The 20,872-nt window shown below is 62.7% G+C and carries 14 protein-coding genes; all 14 read left to right on the forward strand.

Annotation, left to right across the window (positions count from 1 at the left end; all coding sequences use genetic code 11):
• Positions 1-3: 3 nt before the first annotated feature.
• Positions 4-873 carry a MaoC/PaaZ C-terminal domain-containing protein gene (locus PQQ96_RS12835; protein WP_408292119.1) on the forward strand — a complete coding sequence of 290 codons (870 nt, stop codon included), beginning with the start codon at positions 4-6 and terminating at the stop codon, positions 871-873.
• Positions 874-921: 48 nt separating this feature from the next.
• Positions 922-1,740, forward strand: a complete 819-nt coding sequence (locus PQQ96_RS12840; protein ID WP_408292121.1) for a citryl-CoA lyase — start codon at positions 922-924, stop codon at positions 1,738-1,740.
• A 143-nt stretch (positions 1,741-1,883) separates the two neighbouring features.
• A complete protein-coding gene (locus PQQ96_RS12845; RefSeq protein WP_408292123.1) occupies positions 1,884-2,726 on the forward strand; it encodes an HTD2 family dehydratase in 843 nt (280 codons plus the stop codon).
• 18 nt (positions 2,727-2,744) lie between these two features.
• Positions 2,745-3,908: an acyl-CoA dehydrogenase family protein gene (locus PQQ96_RS12850; protein ID WP_408292125.1), complete on the forward strand. Its 1,164-nt coding sequence runs from the start codon at positions 2,745-2,747 to the stop codon at positions 3,906-3,908.
• A gap of 19 nt (positions 3,909-3,927) precedes the next feature.
• Positions 3,928-5,106, forward strand: coding sequence for a CaiB/BaiF CoA transferase family protein (locus PQQ96_RS12855; RefSeq protein WP_408292127.1), 1,179 nt, complete (start codon positions 3,928-3,930; stop codon positions 5,104-5,106).
• A 102-nt stretch (positions 5,107-5,208) separates the two neighbouring features.
• On the forward strand, positions 5,209-6,600 hold the full coding sequence (locus PQQ96_RS12860) for an MmgE/PrpD family protein (protein WP_408292129.1): 1,392 nt from the start codon (positions 5,209-5,211) through the stop codon (positions 6,598-6,600).
• Complete coding sequence (locus PQQ96_RS12865; protein ID WP_408292131.1) at positions 6,597-7,451, forward strand: HpcH/HpaI aldolase/citrate lyase family protein; 855 nt, start codon at positions 6,597-6,599, stop codon at positions 7,449-7,451. The genes PQQ96_RS12860 and PQQ96_RS12865 overlap by 4 nt, the downstream gene beginning before the upstream one ends.
• 101 nt (positions 7,452-7,552) lie before the next feature.
• Entirely contained in the window at positions 7,553-8,440 is an 888-nt protein-coding gene (locus PQQ96_RS12870; RefSeq protein ID WP_408292133.1) for a LysR family transcriptional regulator, read from the forward strand.
• A gap of 272 nt (positions 8,441-8,712) precedes the next feature.
• The gene (gene amaB / locus PQQ96_RS12875) at positions 8,713-10,212 is read left to right on the forward strand and encodes an L-piperidine-6-carboxylate dehydrogenase (RefSeq protein ID WP_408292135.1); all 1,500 of its coding nucleotides are present in this window, start codon (positions 8,713-8,715) and stop codon (positions 10,210-10,212) included.
• Between the two features lie 154 nt (positions 10,213-10,366).
• Positions 10,367-11,539, forward strand: a complete 1,173-nt coding sequence (locus tag PQQ96_RS12880) for an NAD(P)/FAD-dependent oxidoreductase (RefSeq protein WP_408292136.1) — start codon at positions 10,367-10,369, stop codon at positions 11,537-11,539.
• Positions 11,540-11,670: 131 nt separating this feature from the next.
• Positions 11,671-12,879: an aminotransferase-like domain-containing protein gene (locus PQQ96_RS12885; protein WP_408292138.1), complete on the forward strand. Its 1,209-nt coding sequence runs from the start codon at positions 11,671-11,673 to the stop codon at positions 12,877-12,879.
• Between the two features lie 492 nt (positions 12,880-13,371).
• Positions 13,372-15,162: a DUF2138 domain-containing protein gene (locus tag PQQ96_RS12890; protein ID WP_408292140.1), complete on the forward strand. Its 1,791-nt coding sequence runs from the start codon at positions 13,372-13,374 to the stop codon at positions 15,160-15,162.
• Between the two features lie 159 nt (positions 15,163-15,321).
• The gene (locus PQQ96_RS12895) at positions 15,322-16,023 is read left to right on the forward strand and encodes a DUF1175 domain-containing protein (protein WP_408292166.1); all 702 of its coding nucleotides are present in this window, start codon (positions 15,322-15,324) and stop codon (positions 16,021-16,023) included.
• On the forward strand, positions 16,020-20,816 hold the full coding sequence (locus PQQ96_RS12900; RefSeq protein ID WP_408292142.1) for an alpha-2-macroglobulin family protein: 4,797 nt from the start codon (positions 16,020-16,022) through the stop codon (positions 20,814-20,816). Before PQQ96_RS12895 ends, PQQ96_RS12900 begins: the two co-directional genes overlap by 4 nt.
• The last annotated feature ends 56 nt before the right edge of the window (positions 20,817-20,872 follow it).

The raw sequence follows: 20,872 nt of genomic DNA on the forward strand, positions 1-20,872 counted from the left end.
ATCATGACGATCGACTACCACACGTTGCGCAACTGGCCGTTCGAGGACATCGAACAGACCTACACCCAACGCGATGCGATTCTCTACAGCCTCGGTCTCGGCTACGGCAGCAATCCACTCGATCCCGACGATTTGGCATTCGTGTACGAGAAGGCGCTGCGCGTGCCGCCGACCTTCGCCGTCGTGCTCGGCTATCCGGGTTTCTGGGCGAAGCATCCCGGCACGGGCATCGACTGGGTCAAGCTGCTGCATGGCGAGCAGCGGCTGCGGATTCATCGCCCATTGCCGGTGGCGGCGACCGTCGTCGGGCGCTCGCGCGTGGCGCGGATCGTCGATAAAGGGGCGGGCAAGGGCGCGTTGGTGCTGATCGAGCGCACCGTCACCGATAAGGCTAGTGGCGAATTGCTCGCCACTGTCGAACAACTGAATTTCTGCCGTGGCGATGGCGGCTTCAGCGCGAACGGCCAGCCTTCCGACGCACCATTGCCTGGGCCTCCGCCGATGCCCGAGCGGGCGCCGGACGCCGTCTGCGATCTGCCGACGCGCCCCGAGACGGCGCTGATCTACCGCCTCTCCGGCGACGACAATCCGTTGCATGCCGATCCGGTTGTGGCACGCGCAGCGGGCTTCGAGCGACCGATACTCCACGGTCTCGCGACATGGGGCGTGGCCGGCCACGCGGTGCTGAAAACCGCTTGCGCAGGTGTGCCGGAGACGTTGGCCTCGCTGTATGCCCGTTTCACCGCGCCGGTTTATCCGGGCGAAACCATCCGCACCGAGCTCTGGATCGACGGCGACGTGGTGAATTTTCGCTCGCGTGTGCTGGAGCGCGATGTGCTGGTACTCAACAACGGACGCGCTGAACTATGCTGAAGTTTGACGCCTATCTTTATCGATGTGCTCACAGGATTGACCCTACTTATGTCCAGAACGCCTAAACCTCTGATCCGCTCGGATATCGCCTATAGCACGCCGGATCGCATTGTCGTGCGCGGCAAGGATTTGCCCAATGAAGTGCTGGGCCACATGAATCTCGGTGACTTCGCCTTTCTGCAACTGACCGGCAAGGCCGCCACCCGCGAACAGTCGGCAATGTTCAATGCGATTCTGATTACGCTGGTCGAGCACGGCATGACGCCGAGTGCGATCGCCGCGCGCATGACCTATGCGGGTGCGCCGGAATCCTTGCAGGCCGCGGTCGCGGCTGGGCTATGCGGGTTGGGCTCGGTATTCGTTGGCAGTATGGAAGGCGCATGCCGGATGCTGTCGGAGGCACTCCCCCTTGACGCCAGTGCCAATGCCAATGCCAATGCCGATGTCACAGATGCCGATCTCGAACGGATCGCCCGGGACACCGTGGCCGCCTATCGCGCGCGCGGCGCCGCTGTGCCGGGTCTGGGTCATCCACTCCACAAGCCGATCGATCCACGCACGCCGCGTCTGTTCCAGCTTGCCGGGGAGAACGGCATGTCGGGCGACTACGTGAAGTTGATGCAGTTGATCGGCGCCGAAGCTGAGCGCGCGTCCGGCAAGGCACTGCCGATCAATGCCACGGGGGCGATCGGCGCGATTTGCTGCGAGTTCGGTTTTCCATGGCGCATTGTGCGTGGCTTCGGCGTGATGGCGCGCGCGATTGGCCTCGTTGGCCACATCATGGAAGAAGGCGAAAAGCCGATGGCAATCGAAATCTGGCAGCGCATCGAAGACGAAGCCGCCGCCCATCTGCGCGGCGAAGCCTAGCCGGTGCGCCCGCTGGGCGGGCCGCCTGCGTGCCTTAAGCAAAATCAAAGGCCCGATTCGAAAATGCAAACTTCGCGGAATGCATCGCCTCGTTCATAGTAAGACCGTATTAAGCCCAACACGTGTATCCGGAGATTTTGCCCATGTCTGCTTCCCCAGAGAAACTCGACGACTGGCTCGACAAGGAGGCGGTAACCGAAGACGACATCACGGCCTTTCCGCTGACAGCGATGGCCGCGACGCTCGACCGGGAAGAAAGCGGCGATACGGTGCCGCCGCTCTGGCACTGGCTGTACTTTCTGCCGATCTCGCCGCTGTCCGAGGTGGGTCCTGACGGTCATCCGAAACGCGGCGGATTTCTGCCGCCGGTACCGTTGCCGCGTCGCATGTGGGCCGGCGGCCGGCTGACGTTCCATGCGCCGCTCAAAGTGGGCGAGCACGCGAAACGTACCTCGACCATCGCCAATATCGAAGACAAGACGGGCCGCTCGGGCCGTCTCGTGTTCGTGACGGTGCAGCACACGATCGAAGCCGGTGGTGAACTGAAGCTTGAAGAAGAGCACGACATTGTCTATCGCGACGCGCCGCAGGAGGGCGCCCGCCCCCCGCAAGCGGCGCTCGCGCCGGAGGGTGAAACGTGGCGCCGCACCGTCGATGCGGACGCGGTGATGTTGTTCCGCTACTCCGCGCTGACTTTCAACGGCCATCGCATCCATTACGACTACCCGTACGTGACCGAGGTGGAAGGTTATCCCGGCCTGATTGTGCACGGGCCGCTGATCGCGACGCTGCTGGTCGATCTGGTGCGCCGCGAACAACCGCAGGCGGTACTTCAAAGCTTCGCGTTCAAGGCGCTGCGGCCCACCTTCGCGGGTCAGCCTTTCACCGTATGCGGCAAACCTTCTGCCGACGGCAAGACCATCGACCTGTGGGCCAAAGACCACGAAGGCTATCTGACCATGCGCGCGACGGCCGCGCTCGCCTGAACTCCACGAGATTCGTTTATGCAAACCACGCAGCAGGATTCGTTTCAGGACATTCGCGAGGCGGTTCGCGACCTTTGCCAGCAGTTTTCCGGCGAGTACTTTCGCAAGATCGACGAAGCCCGCGGCTACCCCGAAGAATTTGTCGATGCCCTGACAAAGGCCGGCTGGCTCGCCGCGCTGATTCCGCAGGATTTCGGCGGCTCGGGGCTGGGGCTCACGGAAGCATCGGTCATCATGGAAGAAATCAATCGTGCCGGCGGCAATTCGGGCGCTTGCCACGGGCAGATGTACAACATGGGCACGCTGCTGCGTCACGGTTCGGAGGAGCAGAAGCGCAAGTATCTGCCAAAGATCGCAAGCGGCGATCTGCGGCTGCAGTCGATGGGCGTGACCGAGCCGACCACCGGCACCGATACGACCAAAATCAAAACGACCGCTGAACGGCGCGGCGACCGCTATGTGATCAACGGCCAGAAAGTGTGGATCTCGCGCGTCCAGCACTCGGATCTGATGATTCTGCTGGCGCGCACTACGCCCCTTTCGGACGTGAAGAAGAAATCGGAAGGCATGTCGATCTTTATCGTCGACCTGCGCGAAGCCATCGGCCACGGCATGACGGTGCAGCCGATTCTGAACATGGTCAATCACGAGACCAATGAACTGTTCTTCGACAACCTCGAAATCCCCGCCGAGAATCTGATCGGCGAGGTAGGGCAGGGCTTCAAATATATCCTCGACGGCCTGAATGCGGAGCGCACACTGATCGCGGCGGAATGTATCGGCGACGGCTACTGGTTTGTCGACAAGGTCACCGAGTACGCCAAGGAACGCATCGTGTTCGGCCGGCCCATCGGTCAGAATCAGGGCGTGCAGTTTCCGATCGCGCGTTCGTTCATCAACGTCGAAGCGGCCAGCCTGATGCGTTTCGAAGCGGCGCGCCGCTTCGATGCACACGAGCCTTGCGGTGCCCAGGCGAACATGGCGAAACTGCTTGCCGCCGACGCGTCATGGGAAGCGGCCAACGCGTGTTTGCAATTCCACGGTGGCTTCGGCTTTGCCTGCGAATACGACGTCGAACGAAAATTCCGCGAAACGCGTCTGTACCAGGTTGCGCCGATTTCCACCAATCTGATTCTTTCATACGTAGCCGAGCATATTCTCGGGCTGCCGCGTTCGTTCTGAGTCCCGGACTGAAATAAACATGAGACCACTCGACGGTATCAAGGTCGTCACACTCGAACACGCGATCGCCGCGCCGTTCTGTACGCGTCAACTTGCTGATCTCGGCGCGCGCGTGATCAAGATCGAACGTCCCGGCGTCGGCGATTTTGCGCGTGGCTACGATGAGCGCGTGCATGGGTTGTCGTCGCACTTCGTCTGGACGAATCGTTCGAAGGAAAGTCTCGCGCTCGATCTGAAACAGCCGGCCGCGCTGGAGATTCTCGATGCGCTGGTCGCCGATGCCGACGTGCTGGTGCAGAACCTCGCGCCGGGCGCGGCGGATCGGCTTGGGCTCGGTTACGACAGGTTGAGCGAGAAGTATCCGAAGTTGATCGTCTGCGATATATCCGGCTATGGTGCCGATGGCCCGTACCGCGACAAGAAAGCGTACGACCTGCTGATCCAGAGCGAATCGGGTTTTCTTTCGATCACCGGTTCGCCCGGCGCGCCTGCCAAGGCGGGGTGTTCGATTGCGGATATTGCGGCCGGCATGTACGCGTACTCGAACATTCTCAGCGCGCTGTTGTTGCGTGGCCGCACGGGGCGAGGATGCCGGATCGACGTGTCGATGCTGGAGAGCATGGTTGAGTGGATGGGTTATCCGCTGTACTACGCGATCGATGGCCAACCACCGCCCGCGTTGTCCGGCTCGGCACACGCGACCATCTATCCGTATGGACCTTTCCCCGCTGGCGACGGCAAGACGGTGATGCTCGGTCTGCAAAACGAGCGCGAATGGACGCTGTTCTGCGAGCACGTGCTCGCGCAACCCGAACTCGCAACCGACGAGCGCTTCGCGTCGAATTCGAAGCGGACCTCGGCGCGCGAGGTGTTGCGTGATGTGATCGTGACGGCGTTCGCCAGGCTGACTGCTGCGCAGGTGATCGAGCGGCTCGATCATGCCGGTATCGCTAACGCGCAGATGAATACGCTGGCCGATGTGTGGGCGCATCCGCAGCTGAAGGCTCGCGAGCGCTGGCACGAAGTCGGCACACCGGCGGGTACGGTGCCCGCGTTGTTGCCGCCGGGTTTGCCGACGGACTTCGATCCGCGCATGGATCCTGTGCCCGCACTCGGCGAGCATACCGATGCGATCTTGCGGGAACTCGGTTACGACAGCGCACGGATCGACGCGCTGCGTGAAGCCGGCACGATCTGAATGGTCCTTTGTGCCGGCGTGTGAGCCACGCCACGCTGTCGGCCTGAACGAACCTGACGCGACCTTAAAGCGACACCTAAGCGACACTAAACCGACCTCGCCATGACCGATCATCCCAGCCTTACGCTTGCGACCTTCGCCGCCCAACTCGACTTCGACAGCATTCCGCCAGCGGTGGTCGAGCGCACCGTCAACCTGTACGTCGATTGGCTCGGCTCGGCACTCGCCGGCAAGGGCGGGCGCCCTGTCGAAACGATCGCGCGGTTTGCGCGTCATGCTGGCGGCGCTGCCGTCAAAGCCGTTCCGTGCGAAGTCCTGATCGATCGCAGCCGTACCACGCCGTATTTTGCGGCGATGGTCAACGGCGCCGCATCGCATTTTGCCGAACAGGACGATGTGCACAACGGCTCGGTGTTTCATCCGGCGACCGTGGTGTTTCCGGTGGCGCTCGCGTTGGCGCAGGCCAATCGCGCCTCGGGGCGCGAAATGATTGTGGCGGCGGTGGCGGGGTATGAAGTGGGCATTCGCATCGGCGAATTTCTCGGACGCTCGCACTACAAGGTGTTTCATACCACGGGCACCGTGGGCACGATTGCGGCCGCTGCCACCGCCGGGCGTCTACTCGGGTTGTCGCCGACACAGATGCTCGACGCTTTCGGCTCGGCGGGAACACAAGCAAGTGGCCTGTGGGAGTTCCTGCGCGACGCCGCCGACTCGAAGCAATTGCACACCGCGATGGCCGCCGCCAATGGCCTGATGGCCGCGCAACTCGCCGCCGACGGTTTCAAGGGCGCTACGCATATTCTCGAAGGCGCACAAGGCATGGCCGCAGGCATGTCGAGCGACGCCGATCCGGCGCGACTCGTCGACCGGCTCGGCGTGCGCTGGGCGACTGCGGAGACCTCGTTCAAGTACCACGCTGCGTGCCGTCACACGCACCCTGCTGCGGACGCATTGCTCGCCGTGGTGCGGGAGCATCGCCTCGACCTGCTCGATATCGCGAAGGTGGTCGCCCACGTTCATCAGGGCGCAATCGACGTGCTCGGGGCAGTCGTCACGCCGCGCACCGTGCATCAGGCGAAGTTCAACATGGGAACGGTTCTGGGCCTCGTCGCGCATCACGGCTATGCGGGCGTGACCGAGTTCGAACAGGGTTTCGACGCAGTGTCGATCGCGGCCTTCCGCGGTAAGGTCGACATGGTGTTCGACGCTGAAGTCGATGCCGCCTATCCGGCGCGCTGGATCGGCAAGGTGACGGTCACGACGACTGACGGCCGCACGTTCAAAGGCCGCGTCGACGAACCGAAAGGGGATCCGGGCAATACGCTGTCGCGTGACGAGATCGCGACCAAGCTGCATCGCTTGGCGGCGTTTTCCGGTGCGGCGACTGAGAGCGAGGCGACGAGCTTGCTCGACAATGCATGGCAGATTGCGGAGCAGACCCATGTCGAGTCTGTGTTCGGTGCTGAGGCTAACGCGACGGTGGCAGCGTGAACGCGCCGCTGCCGCGTTCGTACCTGTTCGTGCCGGGCAACCGGCCGGAGCGCTTCGCGAAAGCGCATGCCGCTGGCGCGGACGCGGTGATTCTCGATCTCGAAGACGCCGTGCAGCCCGATGAAAAACCGGCAGCGCGCGCGGCGGTGCTGGCTGCTGTTTCGAGCGGCGTTTCTGGTGACGCTTCTGGCAGTACTTCCGGCAGTGCTTCCGGGCTTGCATGGGTGCGGATCAACGGCTCGGATACGTCGTGGTTTAACGACGATATCGCCGCGCTCGTCACGTATCCGGGTGTCACCGGCATCGTGCTGCCGAAGGCTGAAACGCGCGAGCAGATCGAGGCTGTACTGGCGCATGCGCATCCTGGACTGCGCGTGTTACCCATTGTCGAGACCGCGCGTGGTTTCGCGAATCTCGCCGAACTGTGCGCTGCACCACGCGTTGCTCGCATCGTGTTCGGCACGCTCGATCTTCAGCTCGATCTCGGTATCGACGGCGACAACGAGGAGCTGCATCTGTTTCGCTCCCAGATCGTGTTGTCGTCGCGGCTGGCAGGCATTGGTGCACCGGTGGACGGCGTGTCGACCACCATCACCGATCTGGAGCAGATCGAAGCTGACGCGCGCCGGGGGCGGCGTTTTGGATTTGGCGGCAAGCTGTGCATCCATCCGAAGCAGATCGATGCGATCCATCGCGCTTATGCGTGGAGCGAGGCAGAGCAGGCGTGGGCGATGCGCGTGCTGGCCGCGGTTGAGACGAGCAACGGCGCGGCTGTGGCGGTCGATGGGAAGATGGTGGATATGCCGGTGATTCTGAAGGCCCGGAGGATTGTGGGAGCGACGACTCGCTAGCTCATCGCAACAACACCCGTTTCGCGCGGTAGTTTCGTGTCCGGTTAAGATTGCATTTTGCAATTCGAGCGGCCGCTGGCGCTCCTTTTCCGGCAGTCACCATGCATTTCGATTTCGTGGATTTGCGTTTGCTCCTCAATATCGCCGACACGCGAAACCTGGCGCGCGCGGCGGAACGCTCGCATCTTTCTGCGCCGGCGGCCAGCACCCGGGTCAAGAATATCGAGGAGCAGCTAGGTTTCAAGCTGCTCTATCGAACCAGCCAGGGCGTGACGCTCGCGCCCGCCGGCGAAGCCTTCGTTCATCATGCGCGGCTCGTGCTGGAGCGGGTCGAGCATCTCGCGGGCGACATGCAGGAGTACGGCGAGGGCATCAAGGGCCACGTGCGCATCTGGGCCAACACGACTGCGATCAGCGAGTTTTTGCCGGCCGTGCTGAGTCATTTTCTGCGCGATCATCCGGACGTCAACATCGATTTGCGTGAAGTGCTGAGCGGCGAAATTGTCAAAGGCGTGACGGATGGTGCGACGGACATTGGCATTGTCGCGGGCAACGTTCACGCCGAACATCTGGAAATGCTGCCGTATCGCGACGACCGGTTGGTCCTGGTGACGTCGCCCGATCATGCACTGGCGAAGCACTCCTCAGTCGAATTCGCGCAATTGCTCGATGCCAATTTCGTGAGCCTGCCTACCTCGAGCGCGATTCACGCGTTCATCACCAGTGCGGCCGATGCGCTCGGCGCGCGTTTGAAGTTGCGTATCCAGGTGGGCAACTTCGAGGCGGCGTGCCGGATGATCGAGGCGGGCGTGGGTATCGGTATCGTGCCGGAATCGGTTGCGCTGCGGCACATGAAGACGATGCAGATTGCGATCGTCGGCCTCAACGACGTGTGGGCCGAACGCAAGCTGAAAATCTGCGTGCGCAGTGTGAAGGATCTGCCCCCGTTTGCGCGCGTGCTGGTTGATCGGTTGATGGCCGGCGTTTGATGCCATCGCGAAGGCGGGCCGGGCGCGGGTGATTGCCGTCCAGAATTTCCAATAAGAAACGAATGGCCCGGCGGCGGTGCACCACCGACTGATCGACAACCGCCTGTGCGTCAGCCACCCGCATCGGGCATCTATACGGTTCCGTCAGGCCCAGAAGGCTTGTCCGCGCGTTCGGGCAAGCCCCCCGGGCAAATACCCTTGCCGCCATAAAATCCCGCGTGTATAGTTTCCTAACTTACTCTTGTTTCGCATCGGAAATTAAAGGGATTCTCATGGACGCTTCCACCATCCTCGCCGACCTGGGCATCGCCCACGCGGCGCAAGCCGGCGACATCGCGGTTCATTCGCCGATTACCGGCGAACTCATCGGCCGCGTGGCCAGCAACACGGTGGCGGAAGTCGACGTGGCCCTCGCCAACGCGAAAGAGGCGTACACGGCCTGGCGCAACGTCCCGGCGCCGCGCCGCGGCGAGCTGGTGCGCCTGCTCGGCAACCGTCTGCGTGAAAAGAAGCAGGCGCTGGGCAGCATCATCACGCTCGAAACTGGCAAGATCCTGCAGGAAGGCATGGGCGAAGTGCAGGAAATGATCGACATCTGCGACTTCGCGGTCGGTCTGTCGCGCCAGTTGTACGGTCTGACAATCGCCTCGGAGCGCCCGGGCCACCGTATGGCCGAAACTTGGCATCCCATGGGCACGTGCGTCGTGATCTCGGCGTTCAACTTCCCGGCAGCGGTGTGGTCGTGGAATGCGGCGCTGGCGCTGGTGTGCGGCAACGCGGTGATCTGGAAGCCGTCGGAGAAGACGCCGCTGACCGCGCTCGCCGTCAATCAGATTCTCATCGAGGCGCTGCAGGAATTCGGCGACGCGCCGGCCGGGCTGACCGCGCTGATCAACGGTGGCCGCGACGTCGGCGCGAAGCTGGTGGCCGACCCGCGTGCGTCGATCGTCAGCGCCACAGGCAGCACGGAAATGGGCCGCACGGTCGGTGTCGAAGTGGCGAAGCGCTTTGGCCGCTCGCTGCTCGAACTCGGCGGCAACAATGCGGGCATCGTCGCGCAAACGGCGGATCACGAACTTGCGATGCGCGGCATCCTGTTCTCGGCCGTGGGTACGGCCGGGCAGCGTTGCACGTCGCTGCGGCGTCTGTTCGTGCACGAGAGCGTGTACGACAAGACCATCGAACGTCTGAAGCAGTTGTACAGCAAGGTGCCGATCGGCAATCCGCTCGAAAAGGGCACGCTGATGGGACCGCTGATCGACAAGCAATCGTACGCCCGCATGCAGGAAGCGCTGCAGCAGGCTACGGCTGAAGGTGGCAAGGTGTTTGGCGGCGAGCGCGTCGAGGTAAAGGGGTATGAGGGTGGTTACTACGTGCGTCCGGCGATCGTCGAAATGCCGTCGCAAACGGCGGTGGTGCTGAAGGAAACCTTCGCCCCGATTCTCTACGTGTTGCGCTATTCGGATTTCGCGGATGCGGTCGAGGCGAACAATGCGGCGGTACACGGTTTGTCGTCGTGCGTGTTCACAACCGATCTGCGCGAAGCTGAACGCTTCCTGTCCGATTCGGGTAGCGACTGCGGTATCGCTAACGTGAACATCGGACCGAGCGGCGCGGAAATCGGCGGCGCGTTCGGTGGCGAGAAGGAAACCGGCGGTGGTCGTGAGTCGGGTTCGGATGCGTGGAAGGCTTACATGCGCCGCGCGACCAACACGGTCAACTATTCGTCGGCATTGCCGCTGGCGCAGGGCATCGACTTCAATATCGGCTGATCTGGTAAGCGCGAATACCGCAAGAACAAGCAAGCGGTAGAGCATTCAGCAGAAAGCAGCGGCGTATTCACGCGCCGCTGTTCACACCTTCTTTCAGCAATCCGTTTGCGCCGCCCGCCGTTTCTGAGCGGCCACGCTACTCGTGGAGTAAGACGTGAGTTCCAAAGTCGTGATCGTCGGCGGTGGGGTGATCGGCAGCGCGATTGCGTATTTTCTACGGCGTAATGATCCGTCGGTCAGCGTCACGGTGATCGAACGCGATCCGACGTATGCGCGCTCATCGTCGGCATTGTCGGCGGCATCCATTCGTCAGCAATTCTCTACCCCGCTTTCCATTCAGATGTCGCTATTCGGCATCGAGTTTCTGCGCTCGATCGGCGAGCGGCTCGAGATCGACGGCGTGAGACCGTCGATCGATCTGCACGAAGGCGGCTATCTGTTTCTCGCCACGCCCGCCGGCGAGACGACGCTGCGTGAGAATCACGCGCTGCAGAAGAGTCTGGGCGCCGACATCAGTTTGCTGGACAAAGGCGCGTTGCAAGCGCGCTTTCCCTGGCTCAATACGGGCGACCTCATTGCCGGCGCTTTTGGCGAAAGCGGTGAGGGCTGGTTCGACGGCTATGGTCTCGTGCAGGCACTGCGCAAGAAAGCGCAGGCGCTCGGCGCGCGCTACGTTGCCGCCGACGTCACCGCGCTGCATCGCGACGGCAAACACGTAACACAAGTGCAAACCGCGAATGGCGAGGTCTACGCGTGTGACTTCGTCGTGAACGCTGCGGGCGCCTGGTCGCGCAAAGTCGCGCAGATGGCCGGTATCGATCTCCCGGTATTTGCACGACGTCGAAGTATCTTTAATGTCACATCGCCCGCGCGGCTCGAACAGTGTCCGTTGCTGATCGATCCGAGCGGTGTGTATTTCCGGCCCGAGGGCAAATCGTTCATCTGCGGTACGTCACCGTCAGCGGACAACGATCCCGACGATTTGCCGCTCGATGAAGTCGATCACGCGCTATTCGACGACGTGATCTGGCCGGCACTCGCGCATCGCGTGCCGCAATTCGAAGCGCTGCGCGTGCAGAACTGCTGGTCCGGCTACTACGAATATAACGTGCTCGATCAGAATGCGATCATTGGCTATCACCCGGACGTGGATAACTGCATTTTTGCCAATGGCTTTAGCGGGCACGGTTTGCAACAGGGACCGGCAACCGGCCGTGGCATCAGCGAATTGATTCTGTATGGCCGCTACACGACGCTCGATCTGGGTTCGCTGAGCTTTACTCGCGTACTCGAGAACCGGCCGATCGTGGAGAAGAACGTGGTCTAGCGCGGGCCGGAGGTGATGCGGAAAACGCAATACGTAGTGCGTAGATATCGTTTGCCGCTCACCCTGACGATGGCCACAATCGATGCCGAACTTCCATCGACAAGCATCGACACGATAAACGGCCCGTCACCATGTTCACGTTCAATCCCGCATTCGAAGCGCCGACCGGTTCGCCGATCCGCGAGCTGTTCAAGTATCTGGCCCAGCCCGGCATGATTTCGTTTGCCGGTGGCTATCCGGCCAGCGATCTGTTCGATCGCGAGGGCCTGGATGCGGCCGCGGCGCGTGCTTCGCAGCAGCCCACGCCCTGTCTGCAATATGGTCCGACTGATGGCCTTGCCGTCCTCAAGGAACAACTGGCTCATTTGATGACGCGGCGCGGTACGCCGTGCACGCCGCAGGAATTGCTCGTCACGACCGGTTCGCAGCAGGGCTTCGATCTGCTGCTGCGCGTGATGGTCGCGCCGGGCGATGTGGTGCTGGTCGAACAGCCGGCCTATCCAGCGACCTTGCAGGCACTCAAGCTGCAGGAGGCCGATGTGGTGACCGTGCCGGTCGATCAGGACGGACTCAATGTCGCCGCGCTCGCCGCGTTGCTCGAAGGGGGCACCGAAGCGGGCAAATTGGCGCGGCCGCCGAAGCTGCTCTACACCGTGCCGACCTTTGCCAATCCGACCGGCGCGACGTTGTCGCTCGAACGCCGCATGGCGTTGTTGAAACTGGCGGCGCGGCACCATTTTCTGATTGTCGAAGACGATCCTTATGGTGACCTGCGTTTCAGCGGCGCGGCGTTGCCGTCGTTGCTCGCATTAAGCGATCAGGTGCCCGGTTCGCGCGACTGGGTCGTGCATTTTTCGAGTCTCTCGAAGATCGTCGCGCCGGGTTTGCGGGTCGGCTGGATGGTTGCGCATGCGGAAATCTTGCGCCGATGCGTGGTCGCCAAGCAAACGGTCGACCTGTGCAGTTCGCCGTGGACCCAGGCCATCGCCGCCGAGTACCTCGCGAGCGGCGCGCTGGAACGGCATCTGCCGCGGATCATTGACGCCTACGCCGTGAAGTGCCGCACGCTGTGCGATGCGCTCGATGAGCATTTGGGTGACGCCATCGCGTTTCATCGTCCCGCCGGCGGCATGTTCGTCTGGGCGCAATTGAAGAATGGGCAAAATGCGTCCGACACGCTGCGCGCCTGTATCGAGCGCAATGTCATGTTCGTGCCAGGCGTCGCGTTCTATAAAGACAATATCGATCCGGCGGCACTGCGCCTGTCATTTGCAGCGCCGGGCGTAGCCGATATCGAAACCGGTGTGCAGAGAATGAAGCAGGCCCTTGCACTCTTTTGATCGCGGCTAACGCAGTCGCGCGGTATTCGATGAAAAGCAGTAAGCGCGATACTTGAGATAACCCGGCGAGCACGTGGTGCGCAGCCGGGTTTCTTTATGCAAGTACTAAATCGCGGAGATTTGGCATAACCATCCCGATGCGGTAAAGCAGCGAAAAATCATACGCGGCCTGATCATGCGCGTCGGCGCTTCGTTGCTCTGTCGAGGACGCCAGCCGGCGCACGTGCCGTTTCCTTCGTGTGTCGCCTCCTTCATTACATACCATTTTAACTCAAGCGCCGCTTCAAACGAGCGCGCTTTCTGAAGATTTAATTTCGCCCGTTCAATATTTCCGTCAAACTCCTGAAACATGGCTGATTGTTAGAATGGCGAGTGTGACTGGTTTTGAGCTAAAAATATCGGTTATCATCGCAGCCTTCGGCGAATGATTTCGATGAGTTAATTCATCGGGTATCCACGTTAATACCGTCGCATCGAACCAGAAAAAATCAGATGAAGATGTCGCGTAAAAAGATTGCAATCCTGGTAGTCGGTCTTCTGGTCGTGGCCGGCGTGGTCATTCAGGCGGTGTGGCGTCCATTTGCCCATCGCAAAGCCACCGGGACCAGCGAAATCGTGCTCGATATTCGTCACCCGGATGCGGTGATCGACAGCGAAGCGCTCTCGCGTTTGCCGCGCGACATCTTGCGTGTGCCGCTGTTGCACGACGTGCTGACGCAGGACTTCGTCGACTATTACGAATCGAACGATACGCGCCTGTCCACAGAAGGCGCACTGCGGCGTCTCGCATTCGAACATCAGTTGGACTGGCGCGACGAACTGATCCGCCGCGTATTCGACGAACCCGCGCATGTGCTGCTGTGGCGCTCGCCGGACGGCCGCCTCGGTTACTGGGTGATGTCGATGCACCGTAACGGTCTGGCAAAGCTGCTGCAAGGCTTCGGCAACGTCGCCGCGAGCGACTCGCAGTTGAGCCAGGTTGCCAAACTTTCCGGCGACGTACCGGTTTACGCGTTGAAGCTGGCGGTCGGGCGCACGATTCTGTTCGCAACGAAGGACGACCGTCTTGTCGTGTTGTCCGCACCGGGTGTGTTGCTCGACGCGAAAGGCGGCTTGCTGGGCGAGCGGGCCGACGCCGTGTCCGAGATGCTGTCGTCAGGCCGCGACGATGCGGCGCGCGCCTATCAACTGGACGCACCGGGCGATGCACTGAAGGGCCACCGGCTAGTGGTGTCGGCTAATTACTTGTCGTTTGGTTATCAGGCGTTTTTCTCAGGCATCGACGCCCTGCGATTCGATTTTTCGCCGAATGGCAGCGCTGCGGCGAACTGGCAGACCTCCGCCTTGATCGAACCGGACAAGTTGCCTCAGGCGTGGAATAGCGCCGACTTGTGGCGCGCGTTGCCGGCCAATCCGGCGGCGTGCACGAGCTTGCCGGCTGACTGGAAAGAAGCGTCGGGCTTGTTGGGCAAGGTGGCCAGTGTGGGCGCCGATGGCGCTGCCGCGATCGGCGATCAGCTCGCCGGCCCCGCAGCCGTCTGCTGGTATGCGAAGTCCACGCTGGTCGCGCCGGTGTTCGTCGCTCGCGTGAAGACGCAGGACGCGGCGAGCATCGATACGCTAAAGACCGCGCTTGGCAAGACCTTTGGCGAAGTGATTGGCGCGTACGAGGCGAAGGCCGCTCAATCCGCCGACGCTGATTCGGGTTATCGCCGCTTGCCGGTTACGAAGCACGAGCAGGGCACCGGCGTTACCGTGTGGCAACGGCCGGTCAGTGCGCGCTCGGGTACCGCTTTGTCCAGCAAGGCGTCGTTCGCGTCGCAACTATCGGCGGAGCGCTATTTCCCGGTGACGCTCGCACTGGCGCACGGTTATCTGATTTTTTCTCCTGACTCGCGTCTCGTCGACGATACGCTTGCCGTGCTCGACAAGCGCTATCCGGCGCTCGCCGATACGCTCGCGCCGCAGCGTCTGCCGCGCACGATTCTCACGCTGACGCCTTCGTCCGCGGCTGCGTTGATCGAACGCGAAGCGGGCGCGGCGTTGCCGGCGGATCAGGAAGCGGTGTTCCGCAATGCGTCGCGCACGCACCTTGTGCCGAAGCTGCATGCGCTCGCCCACTACCCACCGGTTTCGTTGACGCTGCCGCAGAACGTGCCGGGTTCGACGGGTTGGGTGCCGGTGGAGTGGTGGTTCGATCGCGCGGCGGCGGGTGCAGGTGGCGGTACGGACACCGGTGCGGCTGATGCGCCTGCGGATCAACCCGGCACTGAGGGCGATTGAATGCGCCGCCTTCACGTCGGTGACGTGGTTTCCGCGAGGAATGCGCGCGTGCAGGCGCAGGCGTGTGAATGTGCGACGCGTGAGCGCGCACGGGTCGTGCATTTTGCCACTGGCACGGGCAACGCAGCCGCCGCGATTGACACGACCACTCCTTCGTCGATGACCCGCGCCATCTGTGCCGCGCGCCGCACCTGGCTCGCACGCGCCGCGTCAGCGCTCGTCATGGCCAGCCTTGCGCCCTATGCGAATGCGCTCAACAGCACCACCGCATCGCCTGACCCCGACGCGCTCTCACCGCAGCAATCCGCCGCATTTCGCGCCTGGTTCGTGCGCATCGTCGACCAGCAAATGCGCCGTGGCCCGACGCCGCGCTGGACCCAACGCGATTGCGCGGGCCTCGTGCGCTTTGCCGTCGGCGAGACGCTCAAGCCGCACGACACTAAATGGCTGCGCGCCAACGGCATGACCAGTCTCGCGGACACCAGCAGCATGCCGCCCGAACTCCAACTGTCCGTATCGCAACGCACGATTGCCAATCGCTGGACCCAGCTCGACGGTTCCACCGGCGCCTACGCGTCGGCGATCGCACTGATTCAACGCAATAGCCGTTTTGTTTCGAAGGACGTGAACCAGGCGCTGCCCGGCGACCTGTTGTTCTTCGACCAGGGCGACGACCAGCATCTGATGATCTGGCTGGATCGCTACATCGCTTATCACACAGGCACCGTTACGCCGACCGATACCGGTCTGCGCGCCGTGGCCGTTGCCGACCTCATGCAATGGAAAGATTCCCGCTGGCAGCCGCTCGACGGCAATCCGAATTTCGTTGGCGTGTTTCGTTTGGACTTTCTGACACCATGACCCGAATGAATTCCGTCACCGCGTCGCGCGCCTGGCTCGGCAACTTGCATCGTCGTGCGGGCGTCGCCCTGGTCGCGCTCTTCGCGGCCATGGCGCTCGTCATCGCGCCAACGGCCTATGCCGACGACGACGCCTCGAGCACCGCCGCCGATACTAACATCGCCGCGAGCCCGACGCTGCAAACAGCGCCATCGAGCAATTTCGCTTCGCAGAAGATCGACGGTCAGCCGTTCTTCCTGCTTTCGGATGCGAGCTTCGGCAGCGATCAGTTGGCGCAGGTGCGTCTCGAGGCGCCCGGCCGCGACTTCAAGGACGCGCTGCAAGGATATGGCGGCGCGGACATCGTCGTGTATCGCGTGCCGAAGCCGTTGGACTTTCTGAAGGCGCAGAAGAATCTGCATCGCCTGAATGTCGCACCGAATTACCAGGGCGAAGGGCTGGCGAATACGCTGGCCTATCTGTGGGACCGCTGGTTCACTGAAGCACGCCGCGCGTGGCAGCGCGTGCTGTCGTTCGCAACGCGCAGCAAGGCGACCGCAGCCGAGCCGCAATTCAAGCTCGGCGAGGAGGCCGGCAAGCAGACGCAATTCCAGCAGAACTCGCAGTTCGCGCCGCTGAAAGGCTATGACATGGTCGCGCGCTTTCGCTATCCGATCTGGGACGCGAAGGTGATCGAGCCGCCAAAGGGCGTGAATCTCGAAGGCAGCAGCAGTAACTTCATCGAAGCGAGTGCGGGCAACGTGATGATTCCGGTCGGCAAGCTGCCGCCGGGGCTGTATATCGTCGAGGCGGTGATCGGCAACTATCGTGCGCATACCTTGCTGTTTGTGTCGGACACGGTCGCGGTCGTGAAAGCGGCGTCGAGCGGCATGCTGGTGTGGACCGCCCGGCGCGATAACGGCAAGCCGGTGCCGAATACCGACGTAAGCTGGACCGACGGCGTAGGCGTGCTGCAAAGCGGCACGACCGGTAGCGACGGGGCGCTGGTGCTGCAGCACGTGAGCCCCGAGCGTAGCTACATACTCGGCACCGATCCGCAAGGCGGCGTGTTCGTCTCGGAGAATTTCTATTACGACAGCGAGATCTACAACACCAAGATCTATGCGGTGACCGACCGTCCGATGTACCGTCCGGGCGACGCGGTGCATGTGAAATTCATCGGCCGCACGTTCCAGAACGCGACGCAATCGACCGCGCCCGCCGAGGCCGATATCAAGCTCGACGTGCTCGATCCGAACGGCTCGCCGGTGGCGACCAGCAAGGTGCATTTTGCTTCGGATACGGGCGGGGATACCTCGTTCACGCTTCCCGCCGATGCCACCGCCGGCGGCTACACGCTGCGCTTCGATTACAACGGCGATGTATACGGCAGCGCATTTCGCGTCGCCGAATATGTGAAGCCGCATTTCGACGTCAACCTGTCGATGGATAAAGCCGACTATGCGACGGGCGAGCAACTGAAGGGCAAGATCCAGTTGCGCTACTCGGACGGCAAGCCGGTGCGCGACAGCAAGGTCTCGGTCACGCTGCGTGCGCAGAAGGTAACGATCGTCGATGGTGAACTGCGCTATGCGGGGTTGTTCCCGGTCAAGCTGGAACAGCAGGAGCTCACGACCGATAGCGACGGCAACGCGAGCCTTACGCTGCCCGCTGCCAGGGAACCGAGCCGGTATGCGTTGACGCTGTTCGCGCAGGACGGCGCGGCCTACAAGGTGCGTGTGACGCGTGAGGTGTTGATCGCGCGCGGTGCGACACCTTATCGCCTGTCGACGGCCAAGTCGTTTTCGCAGCCGAAGGAAGCGGTCAATTTCGATCTGCAAGCACTTGGGTCGATCGACCCGTCTTCGCATGCGCCGGCCAAGTGGGAATGGACGCGCCTTGAATCGCAAACGCATGCCGAAGGCGCAATCAAAGGCGCAACGGCGGGCGGCAAGCTGTCGTTCCCGGTGCAATTCGACGAACCGGGGTCGTACATGCTGTCGGTCAAGGACGACACCGGCAATCTGCTTGCCGCCGCGAGCCATTGGGTCGCGGGCGATGGCCTGAAGGCGATTCCGGGCAGCGTCGAGATCGTGTTCGATCGCGACAGGTACAAGATCGGCGACACCGCCGAAGCGCTGATCACCTTCCCGATGCCGGTCGACGATGCACTTCTGACGCTGGAGCGTGACAACGTCGAACACCGCGCGTTGCTCACAGCAGGCGGCGACTGGCTGCAGCTGCAACGCGTGGCCCCCACGCAATGGAAGGCGCGCATCAAGGTTGGCGAAGAATTCGCGCCGAACATGACGTTCTCGGTGCTGTACGTGCATGCCGGCGAATACGTGTTCCAGAACGCGGGCATCGTGGTCGCGCAGCCGCAGATCGAACTGAATGTGAAGAGCGACAAGCCGGTGTACGGCCCGGGCGATACGGTCACGCTGAACTTCGACAGCACGCTGAACGGCAAGCCGGAAGCGGCGAATCTGACAGTGAGCGTGGTCGATGAAATGGTCTACGTGTTGCAGCCGGAAATCGCGCCGAATATCGTCGACTTTTTCTATCACCCGCGCCGTAACAATGTGCGGACGTCGTCGAGTCTCTCGTTCATTACGTACGACCTTGCGCGCTCGCCGTTGAAGGGCGCGCCGGGCGGCCCGCAACGCGCGAACTACAACGAGCGCGGTGTGAAGGTGCTCGAACGGCCGCGTCGTGACGATCAGGACACGGCCGCTTGGGAAGGCACGCTGAAGACCGACGCGAGCGGTCACGCCACCATGACCTTCAGGATGCCGGACTCGCTGGCCCGCTGGCGCATCACCGTGCGCGCCGCGGCGCCGGACGGCATGGTCGGTCAACGTACCGCGTATGTGCGTTCGGACAAGGCGCTGTATCTCAAGTGGAGCGGGCCGTCGCATTTCCGCGTGAACGATCAGCCGGCCATCGACATGATCGCCTTCAATCAGACCGACGCGGATATGGACGCCGAATGGGTGGTCAACGGCGGCGGTCTCTCGCTGAACCAGAAGGTCACGCTCAAGCGCGGCGCCAACTATCTGCGTTTGCCGACCGGCGCGTTGAAGGCGGGTGTGATCGACGCGAGCTTGCGCCGTGCCGGCAAGGATGTGGATCGCCTGCAGACCACCATCCATCTCGATGCGAGCGGCTGGCTCGATCTGCATCAGAACACGGTGGCGCTCGACGGCTCGAACAAACCGCTCAATCTGCCTCCCGATGCGCAGGACGTCAGCGTGCGGTTCATTGGGAATGCTGCGAGCCAGTTCGCGCGTGTCGCTGACGATCTCATCAACTATCCGTACGGCTGCGCCGAGCAGACATCGAGCCGCCTGATTCCGCTGGCACTCGCCCACGACGCCATCGGCCGCGGCCTCGGTAGTGACGGCGGTGCGAGTTCGACACAAGGGCTCGAAGCGCTGCTGCGCAATCAGCGGCAACGTCTGGCGATGCTGGCGGGCGTCGGCGGTACGTTCGGCTGGTGGGGCGATACGACCGGCGGCAGTTCGCTGATTACCGCCTACGCGTATTACGCGGACTGGCTCGCGAGCCGCAGTCTTGGCATTACGCTGCCGGCCGACAACTGGCAGCATGCGATGGATGTCTATCGCGATGCCGGTGCGAAAGAGCCGCTGTTGCATCGCGCGCTGGCGCTGTGGTTCATGCAGCAGATGGGCCTGCCGGTCGCGACGCCGGTTTCAGGTGTCGCTGCTGACTTGACGAACGACGCAGCGGCCGCCGGCAAGGTGCCGTCTGGCAACGTCACGTATGGCGCGTCAGACAGCATCGTGTTCGCGCAAGCCGATTCGCCGCGCGGCAAGCAGATGGCGACGCTGCTGATCGCGAACATGGCACGCAGCACGAGTGCTCAACTGCCGGACGGTTTCGATGCGGCGGCGAGCGCCGCGCGTACGGCATTGACCAACGATCCCGCACCGCTCGTGCAAAGTCTGCTTTACATGACAGGTGGCGACGGTGGCGCGGCGGTCGATGCGTCGGCCCTGCTCGCGAAAAGCAGTGCTGACTATCCGACGCTCGATCGCGCATTGACGTTGCTGTGGGTGCGTAAAGCGCTCGGCGGCGATGTGGCGGTGGCTTCGCTGCCGTCGCTGCAAGGCGCGGGCTGGACGCGTGCTGCGACGCCGACCGGCACACCGCTGTGGAAGTGGACCGGCGCTGCCTTGCCGGCCACGCTCGATGCGGGCGCTGCGCGCACCGACGTCAACGCGCTGGTCTCGTTCCGCAGTCATACCAGCGAGGACAGTCGCCTGAACATCACCGTCGAACGGCGTTTCTACAAGCTGGAGCCTCTGGAAGTCAAGGTCGATCCGAAGAAGGCGAGCGCCGAGAGCCAACTGGGTCGCTCGGCATTTACCGCACGTCTCGTGAAGCAGGGTGATGCGATCGACAGCAATGCGCTCTACGTCGACGAAGTCACGCTCACGCCGCGCTCCGGCAACGCGTACCACTACGGCCTGCTCGACGTGCCGCTGCCGCCGGGCGGCGATGTCGAGGCGACCAGTTGGGGCGTGTCGATCGACGGCTTGCCGGGCGAGAAGGAGGGGGTAAGCGGTCCGCAGCCGTTCGCGCGTGCCGCGTCGTACGAGATGGGCGAGTTGGCTTATCACCAGCCGGTGCCTTTGCTCGATCGTCCGGTGACGCTGCGGCAACTGGTGCGCTTTGCGTTGCCGGGCACGTTCGCGTTGCCGCCCGCGCGCTACTTCCGCATGTATCAGCCGGACGCCAAGGCGTTCGAAGGCGGCAAGAGCGATCGCGTGACGACCCTGCGCATTCAGTAAGCGAGACCGCTATGTCTTCCGCCTTCTCCGCTCTTCGGCACTCGCGCGATCGTCTG

The organism is Paraburkholderia sediminicola (assembly GCF_046027825.1).
In the GTDB taxonomy this organism is placed as follows: domain Bacteria; phylum Pseudomonadota; class Gammaproteobacteria; order Burkholderiales; family Burkholderiaceae; genus Paraburkholderia; species Paraburkholderia sediminicola_D.